The sequence below is a fragment of the Paenibacillus amylolyticus genome (assembly GCF_051136285.1).
GTDB classification, from domain to species: Bacteria; Bacillota; Bacilli; order Paenibacillales; family Paenibacillaceae; genus Paenibacillus; species Paenibacillus amylolyticus_F.
This window is the reverse complement of the sequence record NZ_CP194938.1, coordinates 4,201,633-4,224,161: the sequence shown is the minus strand read 5'-3', so window position 1 is coordinate 4,224,161 and position 22,529 is coordinate 4,201,633. Positions and strand designations below refer to the sequence as shown.

18 protein-coding genes are annotated in these 22,529 nt (G+C 48.3%); 8 read left to right on the top strand and 10 right to left on the bottom strand.

Annotated elements, in window-relative coordinates; all coding sequences use genetic code 11:
• Nucleotides 1-16 precede the first annotated feature (16 nt).
• The gene (locus ACR8BL_RS18580; protein ID WP_434753169.1) at nt 17-586 is read right to left on the bottom strand and encodes a glycerol-3-phosphate responsive antiterminator; all 570 of its coding nucleotides are present in this window, start codon (nt 584-586) and stop codon (nt 17-19) included.
• A gap of 222 nt (nt 587-808) precedes the next feature.
• On the bottom strand, nt 809-1,582 hold the full coding sequence (locus ACR8BL_RS18575; protein ID WP_434748981.1) for a GTP cyclohydrolase II: 774 nt from the start codon (nt 1,580-1,582) through the stop codon (nt 809-811).
• 389 nt (nt 1,583-1,971) lie between these two features.
• On the opposite strand from ACR8BL_RS18575, the gene ACR8BL_RS18570 reads away from it, so the two are divergent.
• The 4 genes from ACR8BL_RS18570 to gntK all read left to right on the top strand — a co-directional run bounded on the left by ACR8BL_RS18570 (nt 1,972) and on the right by gntK (nt 6,876).
• Complete coding sequence (locus ACR8BL_RS18570) at nt 1,972-3,246, top strand: ABC transporter substrate-binding protein (protein ID WP_434748980.1); 1,275 nt, start codon at nt 1,972-1,974, stop codon at nt 3,244-3,246.
• A gap of 95 nt (nt 3,247-3,341) precedes the next feature.
• Nucleotides 3,342-4,292 carry a carbohydrate ABC transporter permease gene (locus ACR8BL_RS18565; protein WP_434748979.1) on the top strand — a complete coding sequence of 317 codons (951 nt, stop codon included), beginning with the start codon at nt 3,342-3,344 and terminating at the stop codon, nt 4,290-4,292.
• A gap of 20 nt (nt 4,293-4,312) precedes the next feature.
• Nucleotides 4,313-5,140, top strand: coding sequence for a carbohydrate ABC transporter permease (locus ACR8BL_RS18560; protein WP_434748978.1), 828 nt, complete (start codon nt 4,313-4,315; stop codon nt 5,138-5,140).
• Between the two features lie 185 nt (nt 5,141-5,325).
• On the top strand, nt 5,326-6,876 hold the full coding sequence (gene gntK / locus ACR8BL_RS18555; protein WP_434748977.1) for a gluconokinase: 1,551 nt from the start codon (nt 5,326-5,328) through the stop codon (nt 6,874-6,876).
• Between the two features lie 529 nt (nt 6,877-7,405).
• Here the strand turns inward: gntK and ACR8BL_RS18550 are convergent.
• The gene (locus ACR8BL_RS18550; protein ID WP_434748976.1) at nt 7,406-7,834 is read right to left on the bottom strand and encodes a nuclear transport factor 2 family protein; all 429 of its coding nucleotides are present in this window, start codon (nt 7,832-7,834) and stop codon (nt 7,406-7,408) included.
• Nucleotides 7,835-8,038: 204 nt separating this feature from the next.
• On the opposite strand from ACR8BL_RS18550, the gene ACR8BL_RS18545 reads away from it, so the two are divergent.
• The 3 genes from ACR8BL_RS18545 (at nt 8,039) to ACR8BL_RS18535 (ending at nt 10,385) form a co-directional block, all read left to right on the top strand.
• Entirely contained in the window at nt 8,039-8,344 is a 306-nt protein-coding gene (locus ACR8BL_RS18545) for an ArsR/SmtB family transcription factor (RefSeq protein ID WP_434748975.1), read from the top strand.
• 96 nt (nt 8,345-8,440) lie between these two features.
• Nucleotides 8,441-9,280, top strand: coding sequence for a hypothetical protein (locus tag ACR8BL_RS18540; protein WP_434748974.1), 840 nt, complete (start codon nt 8,441-8,443; stop codon nt 9,278-9,280).
• Nucleotides 9,281-9,425: 145 nt separating this feature from the next.
• On the top strand, nt 9,426-10,385 hold the full coding sequence (locus tag ACR8BL_RS18535) for an MraY family glycosyltransferase (protein ID WP_434748973.1): 960 nt from the start codon (nt 9,426-9,428) through the stop codon (nt 10,383-10,385).
• Between the two features lie 172 nt (nt 10,386-10,557).
• On the opposite strand, the gene ACR8BL_RS18530 is transcribed toward ACR8BL_RS18535, so the two are convergent.
• The 3 genes from ACR8BL_RS18530 to ACR8BL_RS18520 all read right to left on the bottom strand — a co-directional run bounded on the left by ACR8BL_RS18530 (nt 10,558) and on the right by ACR8BL_RS18520 (nt 13,782).
• Entirely contained in the window at nt 10,558-11,376 is an 819-nt protein-coding gene (locus ACR8BL_RS18530) for a carbohydrate ABC transporter permease (protein WP_342553270.1), read from the bottom strand.
• Nucleotides 11,376-12,269 (bottom strand): carbohydrate ABC transporter permease, encoded by an 894-nt coding sequence (locus tag ACR8BL_RS18525; protein WP_434753168.1) that lies wholly within the window; start codon nt 12,267-12,269, stop codon nt 11,376-11,378. The genes ACR8BL_RS18530 and ACR8BL_RS18525 overlap by 1 nt, the downstream gene beginning before the upstream one ends.
• 169 nt (nt 12,270-12,438) lie before the next feature.
• Nucleotides 12,439-13,782, bottom strand: a complete 1,344-nt coding sequence (locus ACR8BL_RS18520) for an ABC transporter substrate-binding protein (RefSeq protein ID WP_434748972.1) — start codon at nt 13,780-13,782, stop codon at nt 12,439-12,441.
• 481 nt (nt 13,783-14,263) lie between these two features.
• Between ACR8BL_RS18520 and ACR8BL_RS18515 the strand changes: the two genes are divergently transcribed.
• The gene (locus ACR8BL_RS18515; protein WP_434748971.1) at nt 14,264-15,286 is read left to right on the top strand and encodes a LacI family DNA-binding transcriptional regulator; all 1,023 of its coding nucleotides are present in this window, start codon (nt 14,264-14,266) and stop codon (nt 15,284-15,286) included.
• 787 nt (nt 15,287-16,073) lie between these two features.
• Here ACR8BL_RS18515 and ACR8BL_RS18510 read toward each other — a convergent pair.
• Genes ACR8BL_RS18510 through ACR8BL_RS18495 form a run of 4 tightly spaced genes read right to left on the bottom strand, consistent with a single transcriptional unit; the run spans nt 16,074 to nt 22,481 of the window.
• A complete protein-coding gene (locus ACR8BL_RS18510) occupies nt 16,074-18,071 on the bottom strand; it encodes an amino acid ABC transporter ATP-binding/permease protein (protein ID WP_434748970.1) in 1,998 nt (665 codons plus the stop codon).
• A gap of 1 nt (nt 18,072) precedes the next feature.
• Nucleotides 18,073-20,064 (bottom strand): ABC transporter ATP-binding protein/permease, encoded by a 1,992-nt coding sequence (locus ACR8BL_RS18505; protein WP_434748969.1) that lies wholly within the window; start codon nt 20,062-20,064, stop codon nt 18,073-18,075.
• 1 nt (nt 20,065) lies between these two features.
• Complete coding sequence (cydB, locus tag ACR8BL_RS18500) at nt 20,066-21,094, bottom strand: cytochrome d ubiquinol oxidase subunit II (protein WP_434748968.1); 1,029 nt, start codon at nt 21,092-21,094, stop codon at nt 20,066-20,068.
• Entirely contained in the window at nt 21,066-22,481 is a 1,416-nt protein-coding gene (locus ACR8BL_RS18495; protein WP_434748967.1) for a cytochrome ubiquinol oxidase subunit I, read from the bottom strand. Before ACR8BL_RS18495 ends, cydB begins: the two co-directional genes overlap by 29 nt.
• Between the last annotated feature and the right edge of the window lie 48 nt (nt 22,482-22,529).

Here is a 22,529-nt window from a genome sequence, read left to right as displayed (position 1 = left end):
TATGCCTCCAGTGTCGTTATTGTGTAAGCGATTTCTTAAAATGTTTGATCAAATCATCATTCGACGTCGTCACGGCCGCCGCTCCCACCCCAAGCGCAAGCTCTACCTCTTCAGGTGTGCGGATCAGTCCGCCTGCTATGATGGGAATGCCGGTACGTTCAGACACCTCCGCAATAATATGCGGGATGACACCAGGCAATACCTCGATGTAGTCAGGCTTTGTTTTGGTGACCAGCTGATAACTTTTCTCCAAAGCATGGGTATCGAGCAGAAACACCCGCTGAATCGCCGTGATACCTTTTTGTTTCGCTTTTTGAATGACGCTCGCCCGGGTGGAGATCAGTCCTGCCGGACGAATATGCTGACACAGATACTCTGCGGCGTACTCATCATTCTTCAGCCCCTGCACCAGATCCGCATGCAGCAAAATCTTCTTCCCATACCGCCTAGCTTGCTCCATCATGCTCTGCAGCTGTGCGATATGCGTTTCCAGCATGACCCCGTAGGTATAAGGGCCTTCGATAATCGCTTCAAACTGCTTCATGCTCTTCGCAGCCGGCAAAATACGTTGTCCCTCAAATGCCACCATCGTTCCTCCTACGTTCATCAGATGCCTATATTGTATAATCCGTCACACATTAACAGCAAGCTATTTGGGGAAGCACCGGATTTAGGCAAAAAAAAAGACTGTTACAACACTTTTCTATACGAAAAGCATCGTAACAGCCCATCGATTCTACGCAGTACAGTGTCACATACTGATGTGCACTACTCGCTTAAATCTCCAATCTAAACTGCGAACGCTGCATCAAGCCTGTGCGTGTGGAATACGCGCCTCTGCCTCCGCATCTCCCCAGCCATCGACTTCTGCCAAGTGACCTGAACGGTTCACTTTGGTTTGCAGATACTTCTCATTGTATGCCGAACGATCTCCCCACAGTGGAACACGCCCACCCACATCGAGCCCTGCTTCTTGCAAAGCAGCCAGCTTGCGCGGATTATTCGTAATCAACGTAACCGGAGCCGAGCGAAGTGCACGCAATACGGCGATAGCATCGTCATAATTACGGGCATCATCCGTGAACCCGAGCTGCAAGTTCGCATCTACTGTGTCCAGACCTTCTTCCTGCAAAATGTAAGCCATTGCTTTGCTGAACAAGCCAATGCCCCGTCCTTCATGGTTGGCAAGATAGAACAGTGCACCTGCGCCATGTGCTGCAATCATCTTCATGGACTGCTCTAGCTGGAAACCGCAGTCACAGCGTTTGCTGCCGAAAATATCACCCGTGTGACAGATGCTGTGCATCCGAATCAGGGCATCCTGCGCTTCAGCAAAATCGCCATACACCAGTACGCTGGATTGCTGGCGCTCTGCCAGTTCAGCATCTGCAAGAGAGGCAATCAGCTCGCCGCTGTCCATCGCTTTGTCCGTCTTCAGCCAGCTATACCACTGAAATGTTCTGGTTTCCCCATCCAGGTTGACAGGCAATTTAATTGGCCCCACCAAATGCACGAATTCTTTTCCACTCGGAAAAGTCTGAATTTTAGGGGCAAGCAGTTGAATAATATGTGAATTGATCATCGTTTGTTCCTCCTGTTAAGCATCTTCATCTAAAATTGTCATAATATCATGCATTCGCAGTCGCGTTGATTTTGGATCACTTGTTCAAGCAATACAGCAACCATAGACACAAGTGTACAGCAAAATATTACGTATCTATATATTCCTCACTATAATTAGTTACTTAATGTAAGTTAGTTTAAAATAAAAACATTATTGTGTCAAGTAACTTTTATTTTTAAAGTAACTACCTATTTTATGTTACGCAATGGACACAAACCACGTGTTTCATTGGAGGAATATTGGGTATGAGTTTAGAAACTACTCATACACTATTGGTGTAGTCCATGAAGCTCAGCTTTAGTCCTTGATACTTCTTGCGTCAAACCTAATGATGAGGGGGTTAGCATATGAACCGCCGTAGAAGAAGCTGTTGGATAGCCATCACCATGGTCTGTGTCCTGCTAATCAGCGGATGCTCCATCTGGCCGGGACAGGATGATTCAGCATCCAACAAAAAGGTAACGCTTACACTGTGGTATTGGAACCGATCCATTGACGACAAACTCATTGCCAGAGCCAAAGAGAAGTTCCCGAATATTGAACTGACTGCCCAGAAGATCGGCGGGGATTTCAAAGCCAAGCTCAAAACAACCCTCGCTGCACGTTCAGGTGAGCCAGACATCGTTGCCCTTAACGACTGGATCATGGAGTTATTCCCAAGTGAAGATCGATTCTATAATCTGTATGACCTTGGTGCAGGCGAGGTCGAAGATCAGTATCTGCCATGGAAATGGAAGCAGGGTGTAACGCCAAATGGACAGATGATCGGATTCCCGATGGACACGGGGCCGACAGCCCTTTTCTATCGTGCAGACCTTTTCAAAGAGGCGGGTTTACCCTCCGAGCCGGAGCAGGTCGCACGTCAGATCGATAACTGGGATGCTTACGCTGCTGCCGGAGAGCAGATCAAGGCCAAGTTCGGCGGTAAGGTTTTTCTGACCGATAATATTGGAAGCGTTTACAACAAAGTGCTTTCCCAGGCTTCGGAACGATACTTCCGCCCAGATGGTTCGTTTATCGGCATGGACTCACCTGCTGTACACAAAAGCTGGGATATGGCCGTTGCTTTCAAAGAAAAAGGGCTGCTTGCTAACGCTGACGGCTGGACGCCCACCTGGAATGCAGCGATGAATAACAGTGAGATTGCCTCCTTTGTTGGTGCAGTCTGGATGAAGCAGGTGCTTCAGGAGGCGGCGCCGGATACTTCAGGCAAATGGCGTGTTACTCGCGCTCCTGGGGGAGACGGCAATAACGGCGGCTCTTTTCTCTCTATTTTAAAATCGAGTAAACATCCGAAAGAAGCCTTTGAATTGATTCGCTGGCTGCAAAGTCCAGAGAACCAGTTGGAGCAGTATCAGACGCTCAATCTGTTCCCGTCAGCTCCAGGTGTGTTTGATAAACCAGCCATGAAAGAGAAGGAACCTTTCTTCGGCGGGCAAGCAACAGGCCCGGTATTTGCCGAATCGGCACAACATGTGCCGGATGCTTTTTTTGGCGAACGATACCCGTCGGTACACAATATCATCACCCGGCGGCTGAACGATGTTGCCAAACAGAACGCTGATCCACAGCAAGTCTGGTCGGATACGGTGCACCGTGTCGAGCGGGAGTTACAACGTTAAGGCAGACATCTAATTTCAGGCTGATATCTCTTGATTTTTTAGCCTCACTGGGTCTCGTTTGATGTGGATTCGTTATCCGTAAAGGAGGAGTTGTTATGGCTGTCACCGAACCTCGCACGTCCCCTGAGTCCGGTCCGTTCCAGCCCGATCTGGATCGCCAAAAATCACTCTGGGCCCGCATATGGGAGCATCGCGCGCTCTATGTTGCCATCTCGCCTTTTTACATTCTGTTCGCCGTGTTTGGACTGTTCCCGATTGCCTTCTCGCTGTATCTGGCCTTCCATAAGTGGGATGGTATCGGTGTGATGACGTATAACGGCTTGAACAATTTCAAATATATGCTCACCGATGCTGAATTCTGGCAAGCGGTAGGCAACACGTTTATGATCTGGATCTATTCGACCATTCCAATGCTTTTTTTCGCCCTCATTATTGCGTTTCTGCTACATGCGCCTTTCATCAAGTTCCGCACCTTGTTCCGGGTCGGTTACTTTCTGCCCAACGTCACATCCATCGTGGCTGTAGCGATCATCTTCGGCGCACTGTTTGCGAACAATTACGGTTTCCTTAACTACCTGCTGCAGTCGGTCGGTCTTCCGGTGGTCGAATGGCTGAATGCACCATGGGGTATTAAAATCGCCATTTCCTCCATGGTTGTCTGGCGCTGGACGGGATATAACGCCATTATTTATCTGGCCGGACTTCAAAGCATCCCGCAAACGTTGTATGAAGCAGCCAAAATCGACGGGGCATCTGCCGTGCAATCCTTCTTCCGTATTACGATTCCGATGTTGCGCCCGGTCATCCTGTTCACAGTGATCACATCTACGATTGGTGGTATGCAACTGTTCACTGAACCGCAGGTGCTGGTAGGGAATGATGGTGGGGCCGGAGCAGCGGGAATGACGATTGTGCTGTACTTGTACCGTGAATCCTTTATCAACAATTATTTTGGTTACGGCGCTGCCGTTGGCTGGGGTATGTTCCTGATCATCGCTCTGTTCTCGATTGTGAACTGGAAGTTAGTTCAAGGTAAATCATCCTGATGTGACAAGGGGGAGCGCTCATGGCGTCCAAACATCTCAAGTCGCTGGTGCTGTATACCGGCCTGATCGGTGGCATGTTTATATCCATGTTCCCGTTCTACTGGCTAATGGTTATGTCAACACGAACAACGTCCGATATCTACAAGTTTCCACCCCAGCTCTGGTTCGGCGGTGAACTGTGGAACAATATTACACGGGTCTTGCAGCAGATTGATTTCTGGGGAGCCTTCCTGAATACCTTATTTGTATCAGGTGTCGTGACCCTGCTGGTGTTGTTCTTTGATTCACTGGCGGGATTTGCGTTTGCGAAGTTTGAGTTTCCGGGCAAAAAATGGCTCTTCGTCCTGCTGCTCGCCACCATGATGGTGCCTTCCCAGCTGTCGCTGGTGCCTTCCTTCGTGCTGATGGCTACGTTCGGATGGGTGGGTTCCTTCAAAGCCCTCATTATCCCGGGCATGGTCAATGCCTTCGGCATTTTCTGGATCCGTCAGTACGCAACGGAATCCATCCCGAACGATCTGCTGGATGCAGGACGGATCGACGGATGTAATTTCTTTCGCTTATACTGGAACGTAGCTTTGCCGATTCTGCGACCTGCGTTTGCCTTTCTCGGCGCGTTCACGTTTATCGGGGTGTGGAACGACTACCTCTGGCCGTTAATTGTACTGACCGATGCACGCAAATACACGCTTCAGATTGCATTATCTCAATTAAACGGACTCTATAATACGGACTATGCGATGGTCATTGCAGGTACACTGCTCGCCGTTCTCCCGCTCATCATCATGTTCCTGTTCATCAGCCGCCAGTTCATCTCGGATATTGCCGCAGGAGCGGTGAAGGACTAACTGAGGTAAGGGAGGGTAAGGGGAGCAAAGGCTGCACGTGAAGCCATTTTGATCCTTCTCTCAAGTCTGATATTCTTATTCTATAGATGAGATACCAGACGTTAAATAGGCTTAGGCTTGGATGAATATTTGTGTATGCTTCATTTATCCAACATATATGTTCAAGTGAGAGAGGGAGGATCATCATGGCGGCTTCACCTTATATGATTGGCGTAGATATCGGCACAACTTCCACCAAGGCTGTGTTGTTCAAGCAGGACGGCAACATCCTGGCACAAGGTAGTGCAGATTATCCGCTGCACACACCAACACCCGCGATTGCGGAGCAGGATGCGGAGGACATTTTCCAAGCAGTCATTACATCCGTACAGCAAGCTACTTCCAAAGCCGGGGTAAAGCCAGACGACATTCTATTGGTTTCGTTCAGTTCGGCTATGCACAGCGTTCTGCCTGTAGACACACAAGGTAAACCGTTAATGCGAGCGATGACCTGGGCGGACAATCGCAGTGCCGAGTGGACGGAAGTACTCAAATCAGAGATGAACGGGCATGAAATTTATCTGCGAACGGGTACACCCATTCATCCGATGTCTCCAATAACTAAAATCATGTGGCTCACCCGGGAAGAACCGGACTTATTCAGACAGACACATAAATTGATCTCCATGAAAGAATATGTTTTTTATAAATTGTTCTCTGAGTTTGTCATCGATCATTCAATGGCCTCCGCCACCGGACTCATGAATCTCGAAAAGCTGGAGTGGGATTCGGAAGCACTGCATGTAGCCGGCATTACGCCGGAGCATCTGTCCAGCCTTGTACCTACAACTCATGTATTAAAAGAGGGGCTTAACCCCGAGTATGCCAAAGCGATGGGCATTGCGGAGACAACTCCTTTTGTGATTGGAGCAAGTGATGGTGTACTCTCGAATCTGGGCGTGAATGCCATTGATCCCGGGGTTGTTGCCGTGACCATCGGCACTAGCGGTGCCATCCGTACTGTCGTGGACCAACCGGTAACCGATCCGAAAGGGCGTTTCTTCTGTTATGCACTTACGGAAGATCAATGGGTGATTGGCGGCCCGGTGAACAACGGCGGGGTGATTTTTCGTTGGATTCGGGATGAATTTGCGGCTTCTGAGGTGGAAACGGCGAAACGGCTTGGTATTGATCCATATGAAGTCCTGACACGTGTCGCTGAAAATGTACCGCCAGGTTCCGAGGGACTATTATTCCACCCTTACATGACCGGAGAACGCGCACCACTCTGGAACGCGAATGCACGCGGCTCATTTTTCGGCCTGACGCTGCATCACAAAAAAGAGCATATGATTCGTGCTGCGCTGGAAGGTGTACTGTTTAACCTGTATACGGTCATGCTGGCGATTGAAGAGAAGATTGGCCGTCCGAAAAAGATTCAGGCCACCGGCGGTTTCGCCCGCTCCGAGCTGTGGCGACAGATGATGGCTGATATTTTTGATCAGGATGTCATTATCCCCGAAAGCATCGAAAGTTCCTGTCTCGGCGCCGCCGTGCTTGGGCTGTATGCTACAGGCCGCATTGATTCCCTGAGTGCCGTCTCTGGCATGATTGGATCAACACACCGCCATCAGCCACACCCGGACAGTGTACGTGTATACCGTGAACTGCTGCCTATTTTTATTCGCATCTCACGCAAATTCGAAGAGGAATACGCAGATATCGCGGCATTCCAGAATCGAATGATGCAGGAGTAAGAGAGCGAAGACTAGTGATCTCCATTATCGAGATGGTGCAGGTACAAGATACTAACGAAGATACCAATTGGTACAGATGCAGGAAGCTAACGATCACCAGGAAGCTTATTGGATGGTTTTGGCGGGGGTTTGAAATCTAACGATCACCAGACACCTTATTTCCGAATTTTCAGGCTAAAAGTGGCCTAAAAATAGCTATTTGGGGTAAATAGCGTCGCTGGTGATCGTTAGACATTAGGAAGCTCTGGACGGCTTCGCCTCTTCCTCCCTCGCCTCCTCTGCCTCTTCTGCATCCTCACATCCCTCGCCTAAACCTAAATAAACCCCACAGCCTTACACTGTGGAGTTCACCAAATAACTCAACTTACAATAAGTCAGAAATGATTACTACCTAAATGATGTTACACTTACGTACTTATCGCTCTCGCATACTTATAACTCTTACGTAACTTTAGCTCTCACGAACTTATAACATTTACAGATTAAATTCACTCTTATGAGTGACCTTAATGCTTAGGCATGTTTACTCTTACGAATTATATTTGCTAAATGCGTTCTCGTCTGCTTGCACGTTTTCCAGATACACAATCTGTCCCTCATCATTCACACGTGCAATATCCTTACCCGCCTTCGCATACACCGATCCATCGGCTGCTTGTCCGCACACGGCCCAGTTCGTTTGGTAACTGCCGTCAGGCTGAAGCACCCATGCATCCCACATATGTTTAATGTCTTGGTTGTATTCGTAGAAAGCCTTCATAAATCCCTCAAACCCTGTGTGACTGTTGCCATTCAACACAATCTCGGCATCTGGCGTAAACAGGGATAACAAGTCCTGCATAGCCCGTTTGTCTGTGCGTGAAGCATCAAATAATCGGAAATAGTTATTTAACATCGTAATGTTCACTGCTGTATTTATAGCACCGGTACTGTTGTGGGTTCCTGTTGCTGTATTCATTATCGATTGCCCTCCTGTAGTTCATGCTGTCTTAAACATTTCATTTCAAAACATCTCGAACAGTATATCTTCTTATCAATTCGAATAATTTCGAACAATTTGATACAAAAAGAACCTTACCATACTTCAACGCCGAATCGCAAGATATAATTCGAAATTTTTCAAACATTGAAAGAAGTTGCCGAATATGCTAACGTCTATTTCATGAGAACTTTAACGATACCTACAGCTTCGGAGATGAGTCTGACCACGGTTTGCAATGCACTCGGTGACCCGATACGCATGAAGATTGCACACTGCCTAGCCAGCTCGGGTGAGAAAAACTGCTCGGCTTTTGAAGTCGACCATATCTCCAAATCAACGTTGTCCCACCATATTAAAATGCTGCGTGAAGCAGGCATTATTCAGCCTCGCATCGAAGGCAAACACCACTTTTATTCGCTTAGAAAGGATGAACTTAACGAGCGATTCCCCGGCCTTGTTGCCATGATCCTGAACACAACTATTTAAGGTACACACCCAGTTACTACACTTTATAGAACAGATACAGCCACAGCTTCTCTCACTCGATTGAATAAATAGAATCAGGACAGGAGGCTCCTTCTAATGGATAAAAAAGCAGTCAAAATTCTAATGAACACATTCTGGGGAGGTGGCGGCTGGAAATCACCCCGCGACCCTTTTTCGGGTGATGACTTCGAATTTGCCAAAAGCAAGGGCGTCATGTTCGACCCACTTACCATCACGCATGATGAGATCGTACAACGCCTGCATAACATTCATCAAGAACCTTCGCTCAAAGAGCGAGTCATCACAGCATTCCTCCATAGTCTATCCACCAAAAAAGTTTATCTGCGAAGCGCATTATCCAGCTGGGCATTGACACGAAACATGCCTCTGCATACGTTCGAGGAACGCCCGGCTTTACATGCAAATACAAGCTCCTGCGGGGATTGCAACTTTCTTCGTTTACAACCGGACGAGCAATATGTTAACGCGGATTTGAATGTACTGAATTTTGAACGGATGAAATGGGGCGGTGTGCGTCACGGGTGGCTGCTCTACTGCCTGATGGATCTGGAATTACTGCTTCAAGCTTACAACGGTAATAGCACCAGCACTGAGAGAAATCATATTCACCCGTACGAAGTGACTGAGGAAGACCAAACGATCCTTGCCAGGCTGCTGGAAACCGCACAGACCGGAGATCCAAAAGACAGCGCACGCTCTCTGGAGAAAAAGTGGAAAGATTGCCTGCCCTCCAGCAAACATGAACGGGATGCCCTGCTCGAAATCTGGGCAGCCGCAGGCATACTGGTTCCCGGGGATACACCAAGGAAACCTAAAGGTGGTTCAGGTGACTTTGTTTTTGCTGCAACCTGGCAAGGCGATGATGGATATCATGCTGAAAACGTACTTGATTACTTTGGCCCCTATCTGCCTTAAAGGAATGTCCAAACTTTGCCTGACACATTACATCTGACGCGCATGACCATCGAAGCTCCAGGTTACAATACTGACATCGACAGATTTCGGGTTAAACTCGTATAATAAGAGGAAATGGGATGATGGGAGTGAACCAAGCGAGTTTATGATATACATACTGGCTTTCATATTGTCTTTTGCTGTCGTGGTGCTGCTGATTCCGCCGCTGGGCCGACTGGCGCATAAGTTGGATTTTGTGGACAAGCCCCGGGAAGATGTGGAGCGCAAGCTGCACAGGCAACCGATACCACTGACCGCTAGTTACGCGATATTTGCTGGATTTTTCCTGACATACATTGCTCTGACGAAGGAACTGACTTGGGAAACCGCTGCGCTGGTTGCAGGTGGTATGCTTCTTCTGACGATTGGTACGATTGATGACTGGTACAAAACCAAAGGTAAGGATTTTCCCGCACTACCTAAAATGATTATTCAAGTCTCGGCTGCGGTGCTCGTCTTTGCGTCCGGCATTGCGTTTACCGGCTTTGTGAATCCGTTCAATGCGGAATATGTGTTGTTGCCCATCTGGCTGCAATTCATCCTGACGATCCTGTGGATTTTCGGGGTAACAACGGTGATCAACTTCTCGGACGGTATGGATGGACTGGCTGGCGGTTTATCTGCGATATCAGCAATCACGCTGTTTATTGTAGCGATTACGAAGGGCCAGAGCGATTCTGCGCTCATGTCCATCACATTGGTCGGGGTAACACTCGGTTATCTAAAATACAACAAGGCTCCAGCCAAAGTATTTATGGGTGATGCCGGCGCTACGTTCCTTGGATTTATTTTGGCGGTTATCGCACTTGACGGTGCATTCAAACAAGCGACGATGCTGTCCATTTTCATTCCGATTCTGGCGCTGGGCGTACCGATTTTCGATAATATTTTTGTCGTGATCAAACGTTTCCTGCAAGGCAAAGCGATCTACCAAGCCGATGCGAGCCAAGCCCACTATCGCTTGCTACGTGCCGGTTTGAACCACAAACAGGTCGTTGCTGTGCTCTATCTGGTCAGCACCTGTCTGTGTCTGTCCTCCATTATTTTGTTATTAGTGGATATGTAAAAAAACATCGCTTCATTATCTGATGCAAGCGGCGCAAATGAATAATTCAATAGAAATACAAGAAGCCACCTTCACGTCAATGAGGGCGGCTTTCTTTTCGTATTCGATATCTCGTTACATCGACATCAATCAACACATCGACATCAGCCGTTTTTTTCTAAATCCACAAAACCTATGATTTAACCGCACCAGCCATCGCACCACCCACGATGAAACGCTGCAACGCAACGTACAGCACAACCAGTGGTAATGTCACAATCAGAATACCACACGCCAGTAGCGGCCAGTTATTCATATACTGCCCATAGAAGGTAAACAAACCTTTGGTCACCGGCTGATAATTCGGATCAGACAAATAAATCGTTGGCCCAATAATATCATTCCATACCCCGATGGCCGTAAGAATAATACCTGTTGCGAGGATTGGCTTCATTAACGGAACCAGGATGGTGAACAAATAACGGGTGTACCCGCATCCATCCATGGCAGCCGCCTCATCCAGCTCGCGGGATACCGATTTGATATAACCGACAAACATCAGGAACGCTATGCCTGTGCCCGTCGTTTTCAGCAAAATGTAACCCGTTTGGGTATTATACAAACCGAGTTGATTGATCAAAGAGAACTGAGGAATCAACGGATTCGGCAAATACATCGAGATCAAAAAGAAAATGTAGATCAGCGTGCTGAACTTCACGTATCTGCGAGCAAGCGGAAATGCTGCAAATATAGACAAAATTAAGGTTAGCAGCGTGGACATACCCGTGTAAAGAACACTGTTCCACATATATTGCGAGAAGCTGCCCTTTGTCCACGCTTCAGCGAAGTTCTCCAGCCGAATGCCTTCCGTAAGTGCTACGGGATTCAGCAAATACTCCGTCTGTGTTTTCATCGAGACATTAAACAGGTAGAACAGAGGGAAGACGTATAACGCAAGCATCAGCATCACAATGATGTAACTGATCGTTCTTGACGTTCTGCTCTGCTTCATTATACTTCCACCTCTCTTTTGCGAAGATAGAACAAAGCGATCATTGAGATCGTAAACACAAACAGGAACTGAATCATCGCTACCGCAGAAGCCAGACCATAATCGGCGGAGCCACTGCCAAACGCTGTTGCATAAACGTCAAACGCCAGTGTTGTTGTATTAAATTTACCTCCAGTGAGGACGTAGATAATGTCAAAGGTTTGCAAAGCACCGATGATGGACAACAGCATATTCACGGTAAAAGAAGGAGCAATCATCGGGAACGTAATGTTGGTAAAAGCTTTCCATCCCGATGCACCATCCATGTAAGCCGCCTCGTACAGATCACTCGGAATCGTCTGCAGCCCCGCAAGGAAGATCGTCATGGAGTACCCCATGTACATCCAGATTTGCACGAAAATAATTAGCTCGAAGGCAATGTTATAATCCCCGAAAAAGTTCGAGCTGGTGCCAAAGAAATTCAGAAGTGACTGTGCCGGCCCACCAAGCGGATTCGCTACGAGCTGCCAGATCAACCCGGACACCGTTACACCAAGCACGACGGGCAAAAAGAATACCGCACGATACAGCTTGTCACCTCGAAGCTTTTTGTTAATCAGAATGGCCATGAACAGACCCACTGCGTTTTGAATAATGACTACAGCAAACGCAAAATATAAGGATCGCCCAATCGCGTCCAGACGATCTCCTGCATTGGATGCACCAAAGAAGGTTTTATAATTTTCGAAACCGATAAAGCTCCATTCCTGTCCCCGCACACCTGTCGCATCCGTAAACGAAAATAGTACGGTCACGAGTGATGGACCAAAGCCAAATACGACATAAAGCAGCAGCGGAATGCTCAAATACAGATAAGGAATCAGCCGTGCCTTCCCTTTTCCAAACGGATACATCATCCTCACACCTTTCATCGGGTAAAACCAAAAAAACCGGAATAACTGCTTGTATGGTTTGGCCTGAAGGCTCTATCCCCAAGCGCTATTCCGGTGGTTACTATACTAGCCTAGGAAGCTTAGATCAATAACTCGGATGAACCTGTAGTGCACAAATCCAATCATTCGTTTATTTCGGAGCTGCTGCATCCCAATCGGCTTGTGATTTGCTTGCCAGTTCCTCCGGTGTAGCAATTGGGCCGGCTGGTTTGAGCATCTCAGCGTGAACACTGGACTCTGCGATATACTGTCCTACGTTCTGACGATTAATGAACAGCTGATCCCAGGAAAGCTTGAAGTTTTCCAGGTATGGCTGAATGTCTTTGATAAATTCACTCTTGATCTCCACATCAGGCTGCGTTGGAAGGAATCCGGCTGCATTGACAAAATCCGTATAGTTCCCTTTCTCCGACAGCATTTCAAGCCACTTCAGCGCATAATCCTTGTTCGGTGATTTATCTACAACCATCCAGGTCATATCGTATTTACCAGCCAAGTCTTTGTTCTTCGCTGCATCGTTGCTTCCCGGAATCGGGAAATAACCAAATTTCAGATCCGGGTTAGCCGCCTGAATCGTCGTTGCATCCCACGTACCGTCAGCAATCATCGCCACCTTACCTGTGGCAAACAGACTTGGCAGTGTTCCATAGTCAATCCCCATGAACCCAGGCATGGCACTGTTCATTAACGTTTGAGCTTTCTGCAATACTTCGATCTGCACTGGATCAGTCAGCTTGGATTGTCCTGTCCACAGACCTTTGATATAGCTAAGTTGGTCGTCATGAATGGAGGCTTGAAGTCCTTGCACCGCAAGACCGATTGGCCAAACATCTTTACCTGCGAAGCCAAGTGCTTCTACACCGTTATCTTTGAAGACTTTGATGACGTTTTGCAGTTCATCCCACGTGGTGGGCACTTGCAGATTGTATTTGGCAAAGAGGTCTTTATTGTAGAACAGACCTGTAAATGCCACTTTACCCATGTTGACACCGTACACTTTGTCGTTGTACGTCATCGCATTTTGCACGTCAACTTCGTTGTAATTTTTGATAAAAGCCTGACCGGACAGATCACTGATCAGCCCTGCATCGATCCACTGCTTCCACATCGGATCAGCCGCGCCTTTGGACCAGTCTTGCGGAGCACCAACAAAGCTGGACTTGAGCGGGATGATATCCACATCGCCAGTATTTCCAGCGTTCATCCGCGTTTGCATCAACTGATCGTACGTTGCATCTGCCGGAACTGTAGTGTACTCAACCTTCACGTCTGGATATTTCGCTTCAAATTTTGTATTGAATTCTTTGATGTAATTGTTGATATTTTCTTGTTGCCAGTGAATAATCTTTAATGTCACCTTTTTGCTTCCATCGGTAGACGCTTTCCCATCCGAATCGGTAGAACCGTTACCGCAAGCTGCAAGCACAAACATTAAAGCGGTTACAAGTGTAATAGATAAAATCTTTCTCTTCATATCACTTTCCCCCAGCCATTCAAGATTAATTTAACGAATTTACGAAATCAGTTTCGTTAATTACACCCTCATTATGACTTCACCTGATAATTTTGTAAATAGTTTATTTGAATTTTTACAAATTATTAGGCGGAAACCGCACCACATCTGGGGTTTATAAGCATTTTCAAAACGAATACGAACTCCATTTTACGAAACACCTATTCGGTGCACTATGATTTTTCACATCTACTCTTCCAGTAAATCTAGTTAAATTGAGCCTGAATTATCTGAAAGATGAGCTAATTCTACTAAAACTGCTTAATATTTTCGTTAAATAAGTGAGAAAACATTGAAAAACATCCATACATATCATAATCACCTCGATAATCACCCTTTCTGTTATTGACTCTCTAGGTGTTGTGACATAGAATGTTGGCAAGAAAGCATAAAAAGACACAGCCACAATCTACGAAACTAGTTTAGAACTTGAGGGATGTATATGAATATCAAAACGATAGCTCGTTTGGCCGGCGTGTCTGTTGCAACGGTGTCCAAAATTATTAACAACTACCCTGACATTGGCGAGGAGACGCGCCAACGTGTGCTTAAGATTATGGAGGAAACAGGTTATCGCCCCTCATCTTCAGCCAAAACGCTGGCGACCAAAAAATCCAACCTGGTGGGTGTTGTGTTTGCAGGGAAGCTGAACGTGGATTTCAGTCACCCTTTCTTTGTAGAGGTCATTAACGCCTTTAAGAAACAAATCGGCCTTTTAGGATATGATTTGCTTTTCTTTTCGAATGAGAAGTTCCTTGATCAGGGTGAGGATTACCTGGCACGTTCCAAATATTTTCAAGTGGATGGTTGCATTATTATTGCGGGGGATGAGGTGGAGAGCAGCGTATTCGACCTCGATGCCAGCACCATTCCGTGTATCGGGATAGATATCGAATTGACGGGACAGAACTCCTGTTACATCATGTCGGATAACGAGAAAATCTCGACCAAAGTGGTGGAGCAGTTCTATATGAATGGTTACCGGGATCTCGGATTTATCGGACTCCAGCGCGCCTCCCTCGTGATGCAGCAGCGGGAAAAAGCATTTAAACAATCCCTAAAGCAGTTTAGTCTTGAAGAGAAACCGGAATGGGTGGTATACAGCAAAGATTATGCTGCAACCGACGGGTATGAGGCAGCCAAGCAGCTATTAAAAGCGGACGTTTTGCCACGAGCTGTATTTGCCGCTACGGACTTGCTCGCATTTGGAGCAGTACGAGCCTTCAAGGAAGCTGGACTCCGCGTTCCCGAGGATATCGCCGTTGCGGGATGTGATGACATTGAAGCCTGCCGTTACAGCGATCCGCCGCTCACAACCGTTAAGCAGGATACAGATAAAATCGGACGTCTTGCCGCGATGATCCTGTTTGACCTGATGAACAAACAAATGGATAATCGCTGCATTAAAGTAGAGCCGGAACTGGTACTTCGCGGCTCCTGCGGCACTCTGCTGGCATATCAGTAAATGTGGCGTTATAAAGAGGGCTGGGCGCGGGGCTAGGTTTAGCGTTATTCAAGTTGAGTAACATTGTAATTTGAGAGCGCTAGGGCTTAGGAACATCATTCTTTGCACTAAGTAAGTGTTGAGCTAAGTAACAGGTAGGAACTCTAACTCTCTTCCCACATCCTCCTGCTCTAACGATCACCAGAAGCCTTATTTGCCTAATTTTACATCGGTAAAAATTCTAACGATCACCAGCGACGCTATTTGAAGCAAAACGGCTTTTCAGCTGCGATTTTCGGGCAAAAATCGATAAATAGCGTTCCTCCTGATCGTTAGAATTGGAAATGTGTTAAAATGCGCCAAATAGCGTCATCTGGGATCGTTAGCCGAATTGTCACCAAGGTGACGATGTGCAACTGACCGTGGAGGGGGAAGGCACAACGACACTTTCATATTTTAAGGAAAGTAAGTGCCCTGTCCATTATCATCAGGCAGTACTTATACGTATAGCGCATGACAGTCAGTACATGATAAGAATTACATGGGCAAGCACGGACTATCGGCGGACTATCGGCGGACTATCGGCGGACTATCGGCGGACTATCGGCGGACTATCGGCGGACTATCGGCGGACTATCGGCGGACTATCGGCGGACTATCGGCGGACACCAAAAAGACGAAGCAGGGCTGTGCCCACTTCGTCTTTTTGCCTATAGCTTCGTACTCTACCACTGCCGCCGATCATCGTCAGGAGTTGTGGGAGCACCGAGTTCACTCTTGTATGGTCAAGTTATCCCCAAGCCGTGAACTATTTGGAAGCGACAGGGGCCAGCGGAGTCTTGCGATGCCGATCTAACCATCCGGGCCGATCCAGTTCAAGGAGCCGGCGATATCGCTCTTCCCGAGCCAGCAGCTGTTCGTGAGAACCCTGCATGACGATGTTTCCATTTTCCACAAACACAATCTCGTCCATCTTCTCCGCACCAATCAGGTGGTGGGTGACCCAGATTAAGGTTTTGCCTTGCAGGCTGTCCAGCATGGTGCGCATCAATTCGCGTTCTGTCACAGGGTCTAACCCTACGGTCGGTTCATCAAAAATAACAACAGGTGTCTTCCGTAGCAGCACCCGAGCCAGCGCAATCCGCTGACGCTCTCCACCCGAGAAACGCAGTCCCGTCTCCAGCATCGGGGTGTTATACCCCTGCGGCAAAGACTCGATCAGATCCGCCAAACCTACCTGGGCAGCTACCTGCCGAATCTCTTCATCTGTCGCATCCGGACGACCAATCCGCAGATTGCCCGCAACTGTAGTATCGAACAGATGTGGGCTCTGATTGAGCACCGCCACCACTTCGGTTACACTCTCGCCAAGCATCTTCACAGGCAGATCATTGATTAAAACCTTACCAGAAGAGGGAGACAGTGCACCCTGGATGAGCTTCAACAGTGTTGATTTGCCACCACCGCTGCGCCCGAGAATGGCCAAACGTTTGCCCTGCGGCAGATGTAAGGAGATATCTTGAACAGCGTACTCTGCCTCTGCTTCATATCGATAACTTACTTGCTCGATGGTAATATCCGCACGCAGCTTCGGTGGAATTCGAAGCCGAATACGCCCATCAGTAGCAGCCACTGTGTCAGTTATAACTACTCTGTCATCCGATCTTGCAGCCAGAACAGAATTCTGTCCGTCATCCGACATATTTGCAACTGAAGCAGACAGCCTTCCCTTATGCAGGTCAGCCTCTTGGTCCTGCTTCTCCTGACGTCCCTTCTCTTGATGTTCTTTCTCCTGAAAACCTTGTTCCCCCGGCCCTTCCAGTTTGTTTAATCGCTCTAGCGATTCACGGTAATCTGGTATATGAGCAAGTGCATCGTTAACAGGCAGCAGTGATTCTGTAAGCGGGAACAGCACGAGCACAAATGCTGCAATCATCACCGCAGGCAAATGAGCAGCAGATGCCGCTTGTCCTGCCCACAGAGTTACCGAAACAACCATCAGTCCAATGACACATTGGGCAATAAAGTCCCGCCTGCGGCTCCAGCTCCGCAACCTGCGCCGAATCTGATCAGCATGCTCTTCGTCCTCTTCTTGCCACTGCACAAAAGCTGCGGCTCTGCCACTGGCAATCCAGTCACCAAGCCCAAGCACACCGTCGGTCAGGCGTGTGTATAACTTACTATTTTCTCTTTTGAGCTGTACACGCCATCTCCAGGTAATCTTCAGTGAAATTGCGGGAAGTACCAGAGCGATGAACAGCATATAAAGCGCTACCCATAGCGCAAATATCGGATCTACACTACCAAAGGCCAGGACAGCCGCCCCATAGATCACAAGAGCAGTAACCGCCGGGAATACAGTGCGCAGATAAATATCCTGCAGGCGTTCCACATCATCGGCAAGGGCACCGAGCACATCACCGGTTTGCATACGTGAACGCAGCAATAAAGCCTGCGGCTCCAAAATGCGATACAGCTTCACCCGCTGATCTGCCAGCACTCGCAAAACAGCATCATGCCCTGCCAGTCTTTCTACATAACGGAACACCGCCCGGAAGATCCCAAAGGCACGCACACCCACAATCGGAACATACACCATCAAAATGTTTTCAGGACGCAGCGCAGACTTCGAGATCAGATATCCGGAGGTGAAAAGTAGCATCACCGCACAGAGAGCCGCACATGTGCCTAGAGCAATCGCACCGATGAATCGCCAGCGGTACTGTTCCGCGTATGGAGTGATCCAGCTATTTTTTTGTTGATCACCGCTGTGTTCAGCCTCTGTCCCTTGATGTCCGGATTTCATCTCATATCGCCTCCATCTGTGCCTGAATCATGTGATAATATGCACCTTTTCGTGCAATCAATTCCTGATGTGTCCCTATCTCCGCTACCGTCCCGTGATCCATAACGATGATCCGATCCATATGTGGCATCCAATGCAGACGATGAGTCGCCAGAAAAACAAGTTTACCTTCAAACAACGGTAGCATAGTCTGCTTTAACTCATACTCGGTCTCTACGTCCAAGTGTGCTGTAGGTTCATCAAGCAATAGCACACTGCGTTCACTCAGCAAAGCTCTTGCCAGTGCCACACGTTGTTCCTGACCGCCGCTAATCTGCCTGCCTCCCGCACCAATCTGTTCGTGTAGTCCGCTTGGCATAGCTGACAAAAGCTTCGTTAGCCCCGCTACCTGTGCAGCTTGAGCCACCTCTGCGTCGGATGCCTCCGGTACATAAAAACGAATATTATCCGCAATTGAGCCACTGAAAATATACGGATGCTGCGGGATTGCGGCCGTCTGGCTACGCCAAGCCTCAAGTAGATCCAGGGTCAGATGCTGTCCATCGACCAGCACTTGTCCGGCTGTTGGAAGCTGGAAACCTGCAAGGACATCGATAAGTGTTGATTTCCCGGCTCCGCTGGCGCCAATAATCCCAATTTTACCAAAACCCTTTAGCTGAAACGTCACATCCCGAATGGAATAAGGACCCTCTGCTTCATGTTGAACCTGAATACCCGTCAGTGCTAACCGGCTATGCTCTTCCCAAGAGAACAAGGATACGGAATCATCACCGTAGTTCAAGTTGCCTGAGGAACCAGGGTCTGCGTCATGAACTGAAGCCGATGAAGAAGATGTTGAAAAGGATGTTGAGGCCGGTGCCACCGGATGTACGCCATGTCTGTCCCGGTTAAATACGACGCGCAGCTGGGAAGAGGACACCGATGTATGGGGCTGAGAAGGGATCGGTCTATCCATAGTTTGTTGTAACTCGGGAGAGGTTACTGCTGATTGCGCCTCTTCGGTTCGTTCAACCATCCCTGCATAGGCTTTATGCTGGCGCTGTTCTGCGGCCCTGCCTCGTTCAATCACTTTATTAATTGCTTCCCCGGCTTCCTTGCCATCTAATGTCGCGTGGTAATCTGCACCCAACATACGTACCGGCAGAAAGTATTCCGGTGCCAGAATAAGTACCGTCAGGGCAGGTAAAAGTGTCATATGCCCTTCCGTCAGCCGGAGCCCAAGGCCTACCGCCACCGACGCAACCGACAACATCGTGAAGAAATCCAGAGCAAATGAGGACAAAAAGGCCATGCGAAGTGTGGACATGGTTGCTTTTCGGTATCGCTGGCTCACTCGCATGATGGAGCCTTCGTGTGTTTTGCTTTGCCCCAGTGTTTTCAAGGTTTCCAGCCCACGCAGCGTATCGACAAAATGATTAGCCAGCGCTTTGTAGGACTTGAATTGTCCATCAATCTTACGCTGAGTCGCCAGACCGATCAGGATCATAAATAGGATCAGAATCGGTAGTGTCAGCATCAATATTACACCGGACATGGTATCCAGTCTGAACACATAAACCAGGATGACAACAGGTGTAAATCCCATGCCCAGCATACGCGGTATAAACAGCTCCAGATACGTCTTGTATTGAGAAATACCTTCGCGTGCCAGCGTCACCAGATGTCCTGTACCTTCCGTCTTGGCGTAACGCGGTCCGAGCCGGAACCACTGTTCCGTCATCTGTCTACGCAGATCGGTTCCTGTTCTCTCCGCATACCGTGTAGTAACAAGGTGCAGCCAGAATGACAAGGCATAGCGGGCAGCAAAAGCAGCCAGAAACAGCAATAGTACCGGATACTGCGACGAAACTGTGGCACCTTCAAACAAGGCCGTGATGGCCTGTGCCAGCCATTTGGCCTGCATAATAATCGTCATCGCCTGCAGCAGCACCAGCGCAGATGCCAGTGCGAGTACTGGCCGGATGCCCGGCAGCTTCATTAGCCCGCGTCCCATGTCAGTACTCCAGGTGGTGCTGCTCGTTCAGACGTTTGCGGAAGATATAATAACTCCAGATCTGATATCCGAGTACAAATGGCAGCAAGGTGCAGGCAACAATAGTCATCACTTTTAATGAATAAGGTCCCGATGCTGCATTATATACCGTCAGATCAAATGCCGAATTGATTGAACTCACCATAACTCGTGGGAATAGCCCAATAAATACGGAGGCAAAGGCAATCGCAATAACTGCACCCGTCATCCCAAAAGCCCAGCCTTCGCGTTGCTGACGAATGAATCGAGCCGCAAGAGCCAGTGCCGCAGCACCCAGCAGAGCCATAATCCAGAGTGCCCAACCGCGAACAGCAAACACATCGGTCATCAGATAGGTCAGTATTGCATATATCGCAAGGACTGCGACTAACGGCATCATTAACTTTTTCGCCAGTTGAAGTGCCCGTTCTCTCAATTCACCTACGGTACGCAGGGAAACAAATAACAGCCCGTGAACCAGACACAATAGCGTTACACTCAAGCCACCTACAACGGTGTATGGATTCACAATATCCAGGAATCCGGCATGCATCTGCATGTTCTCATCAATAGGCAGGCCCTTCATCAACGTTGCAAAAACGACCCCAAACAGGAATGGCAACAAGGCACTTGCCACCACAATAATGATGTCCCACGTTTTACGCCACCGCTGCTGTTTCATTTTACTGCGGAACTCAAAAGCAACTCCGCGTCCGATCAACAACAGCAACACAACAACAAGCGGAAGATAGAATCCGCTGAACAGCGTAGCATACCAGTGCGGGAAGGCTGCAAACATGGCGCCGCCTGCGGTCAGCAGCCAGACCTCGTTTCCATCCCAAAACGGACCAATCGAGTTGATTAACGTACGGCGTTCACGATCTGTTTTGGCAATCAGACCCGTTGACATACCTACTCCGAAGTCGAAACCTTCAAGAAAGAAAAATCCGATAAACAATACGGCGATCAGTACAAACCAAAGCTCACTTAGTAACAACGGAATACCCCCCATCTACGCCAAACGGATCGGCCGGCTCATCATGCTCTTCCGACTTATCGACGGCATACGGTCCTGCTTTGATTTTGCGTACAAACAGGAACACCATCACGATGCCCAGAACGGTATATGCCGCAGTAAAAGCAATCGTGGAGAATAAAATCATACCTGCTGATACATTCGGTGATACACCTGCTTCGGTCGTCATATACCCGAATACCGTCCATGGCTGTCTGCCAACCTCGGTCATAATCCACCCTGCTGAATTCGCAATAAACGGCAGGGAGATCGCAAAGACCATCAGACGCATAAACCATGGTTTAGCCACTTCCAGCTTCTTGCGCCAAGCCAGATATGTACCATACATCGCGAGCAGAATCATCAGTCCGCCCGCAGCAATCATGACACGGAAGCTCCAGAATGTAGTTCGTACTGGCGGAATATAATTTCCAGGCCCGTACGTCTGCTGATACTCGGCATTCAGTTCTTTCATGCCTTTGACACTACCTGAGAATTTACTATAGGAGAGGTAACTGAGTAATCCAGGGATTTTGATCTCACCGGAGTTCTCCTGTTTATCCGTGTCAATGGAGGCAATAACCGTCCACGGTGCCGGGTCTTCCGTTGTTGTCCACGTGCCTTCACTTGCAGCCATCTTCATCGGCTGTGTTTCCACCAGATATTGTGCCTGGAAGTGCCCGGAGAAGGCTACACCCAGCGAGGATACGAGACCAATAATAACGGCAATGTTGAAGGATCTGCGGAACACTTCCACGTCTTGTTTTTTCATCAACTTGTAAGCACTAATGCCCGTCACCACAAATGCTCCCGTCATTAACGCACCAAAAATCGTATGCGGGAATTCAACGAGAAACTGTCCATTCGTAAGCAGTGCAAAGAAGTCATTCATCTCCGCCCGGCCATTATTGATGGCGAATCCAACGGGATGCTGCATAAACGAGTTCGCTGCCAGAATCCACACCGCTGACAGGAATGTACCGGCAAATACGAGCCAGATGCAGGCCAGATGCACTTTTTTGGACAAACGATCCCAGCCGAATATCCATAAACCGATAAATGTGGACTCCATAAAAAACGCCAGCAAAGCCTCGATCGCCAGCGGCGCACCGAAGACATCACCGACAAAGCGGGAATACTCCGACCAGTTCATGCCGAACTGGAACTCTTGCAGAATACCGGTAACCACCCCGACAGCAAAGTTAATCAGGAACAGCTTGCCCCAGAACTTGGCCATCGTTTTGTAAATCTCTTTTCCCTTCATGACATACAACGTCTCCATAATCGCAACCAGCAGCACGAGGCCGATTGATAGCGGTACGAAGAAAAAGTGGAAAATCGTTGTAAGTGCATACTGGATACGCGATAACATAATCGGATCCATACCTTTACCCCTTCTTTCTGTTCGCTTTTGCAAGATACGTAAATGGCT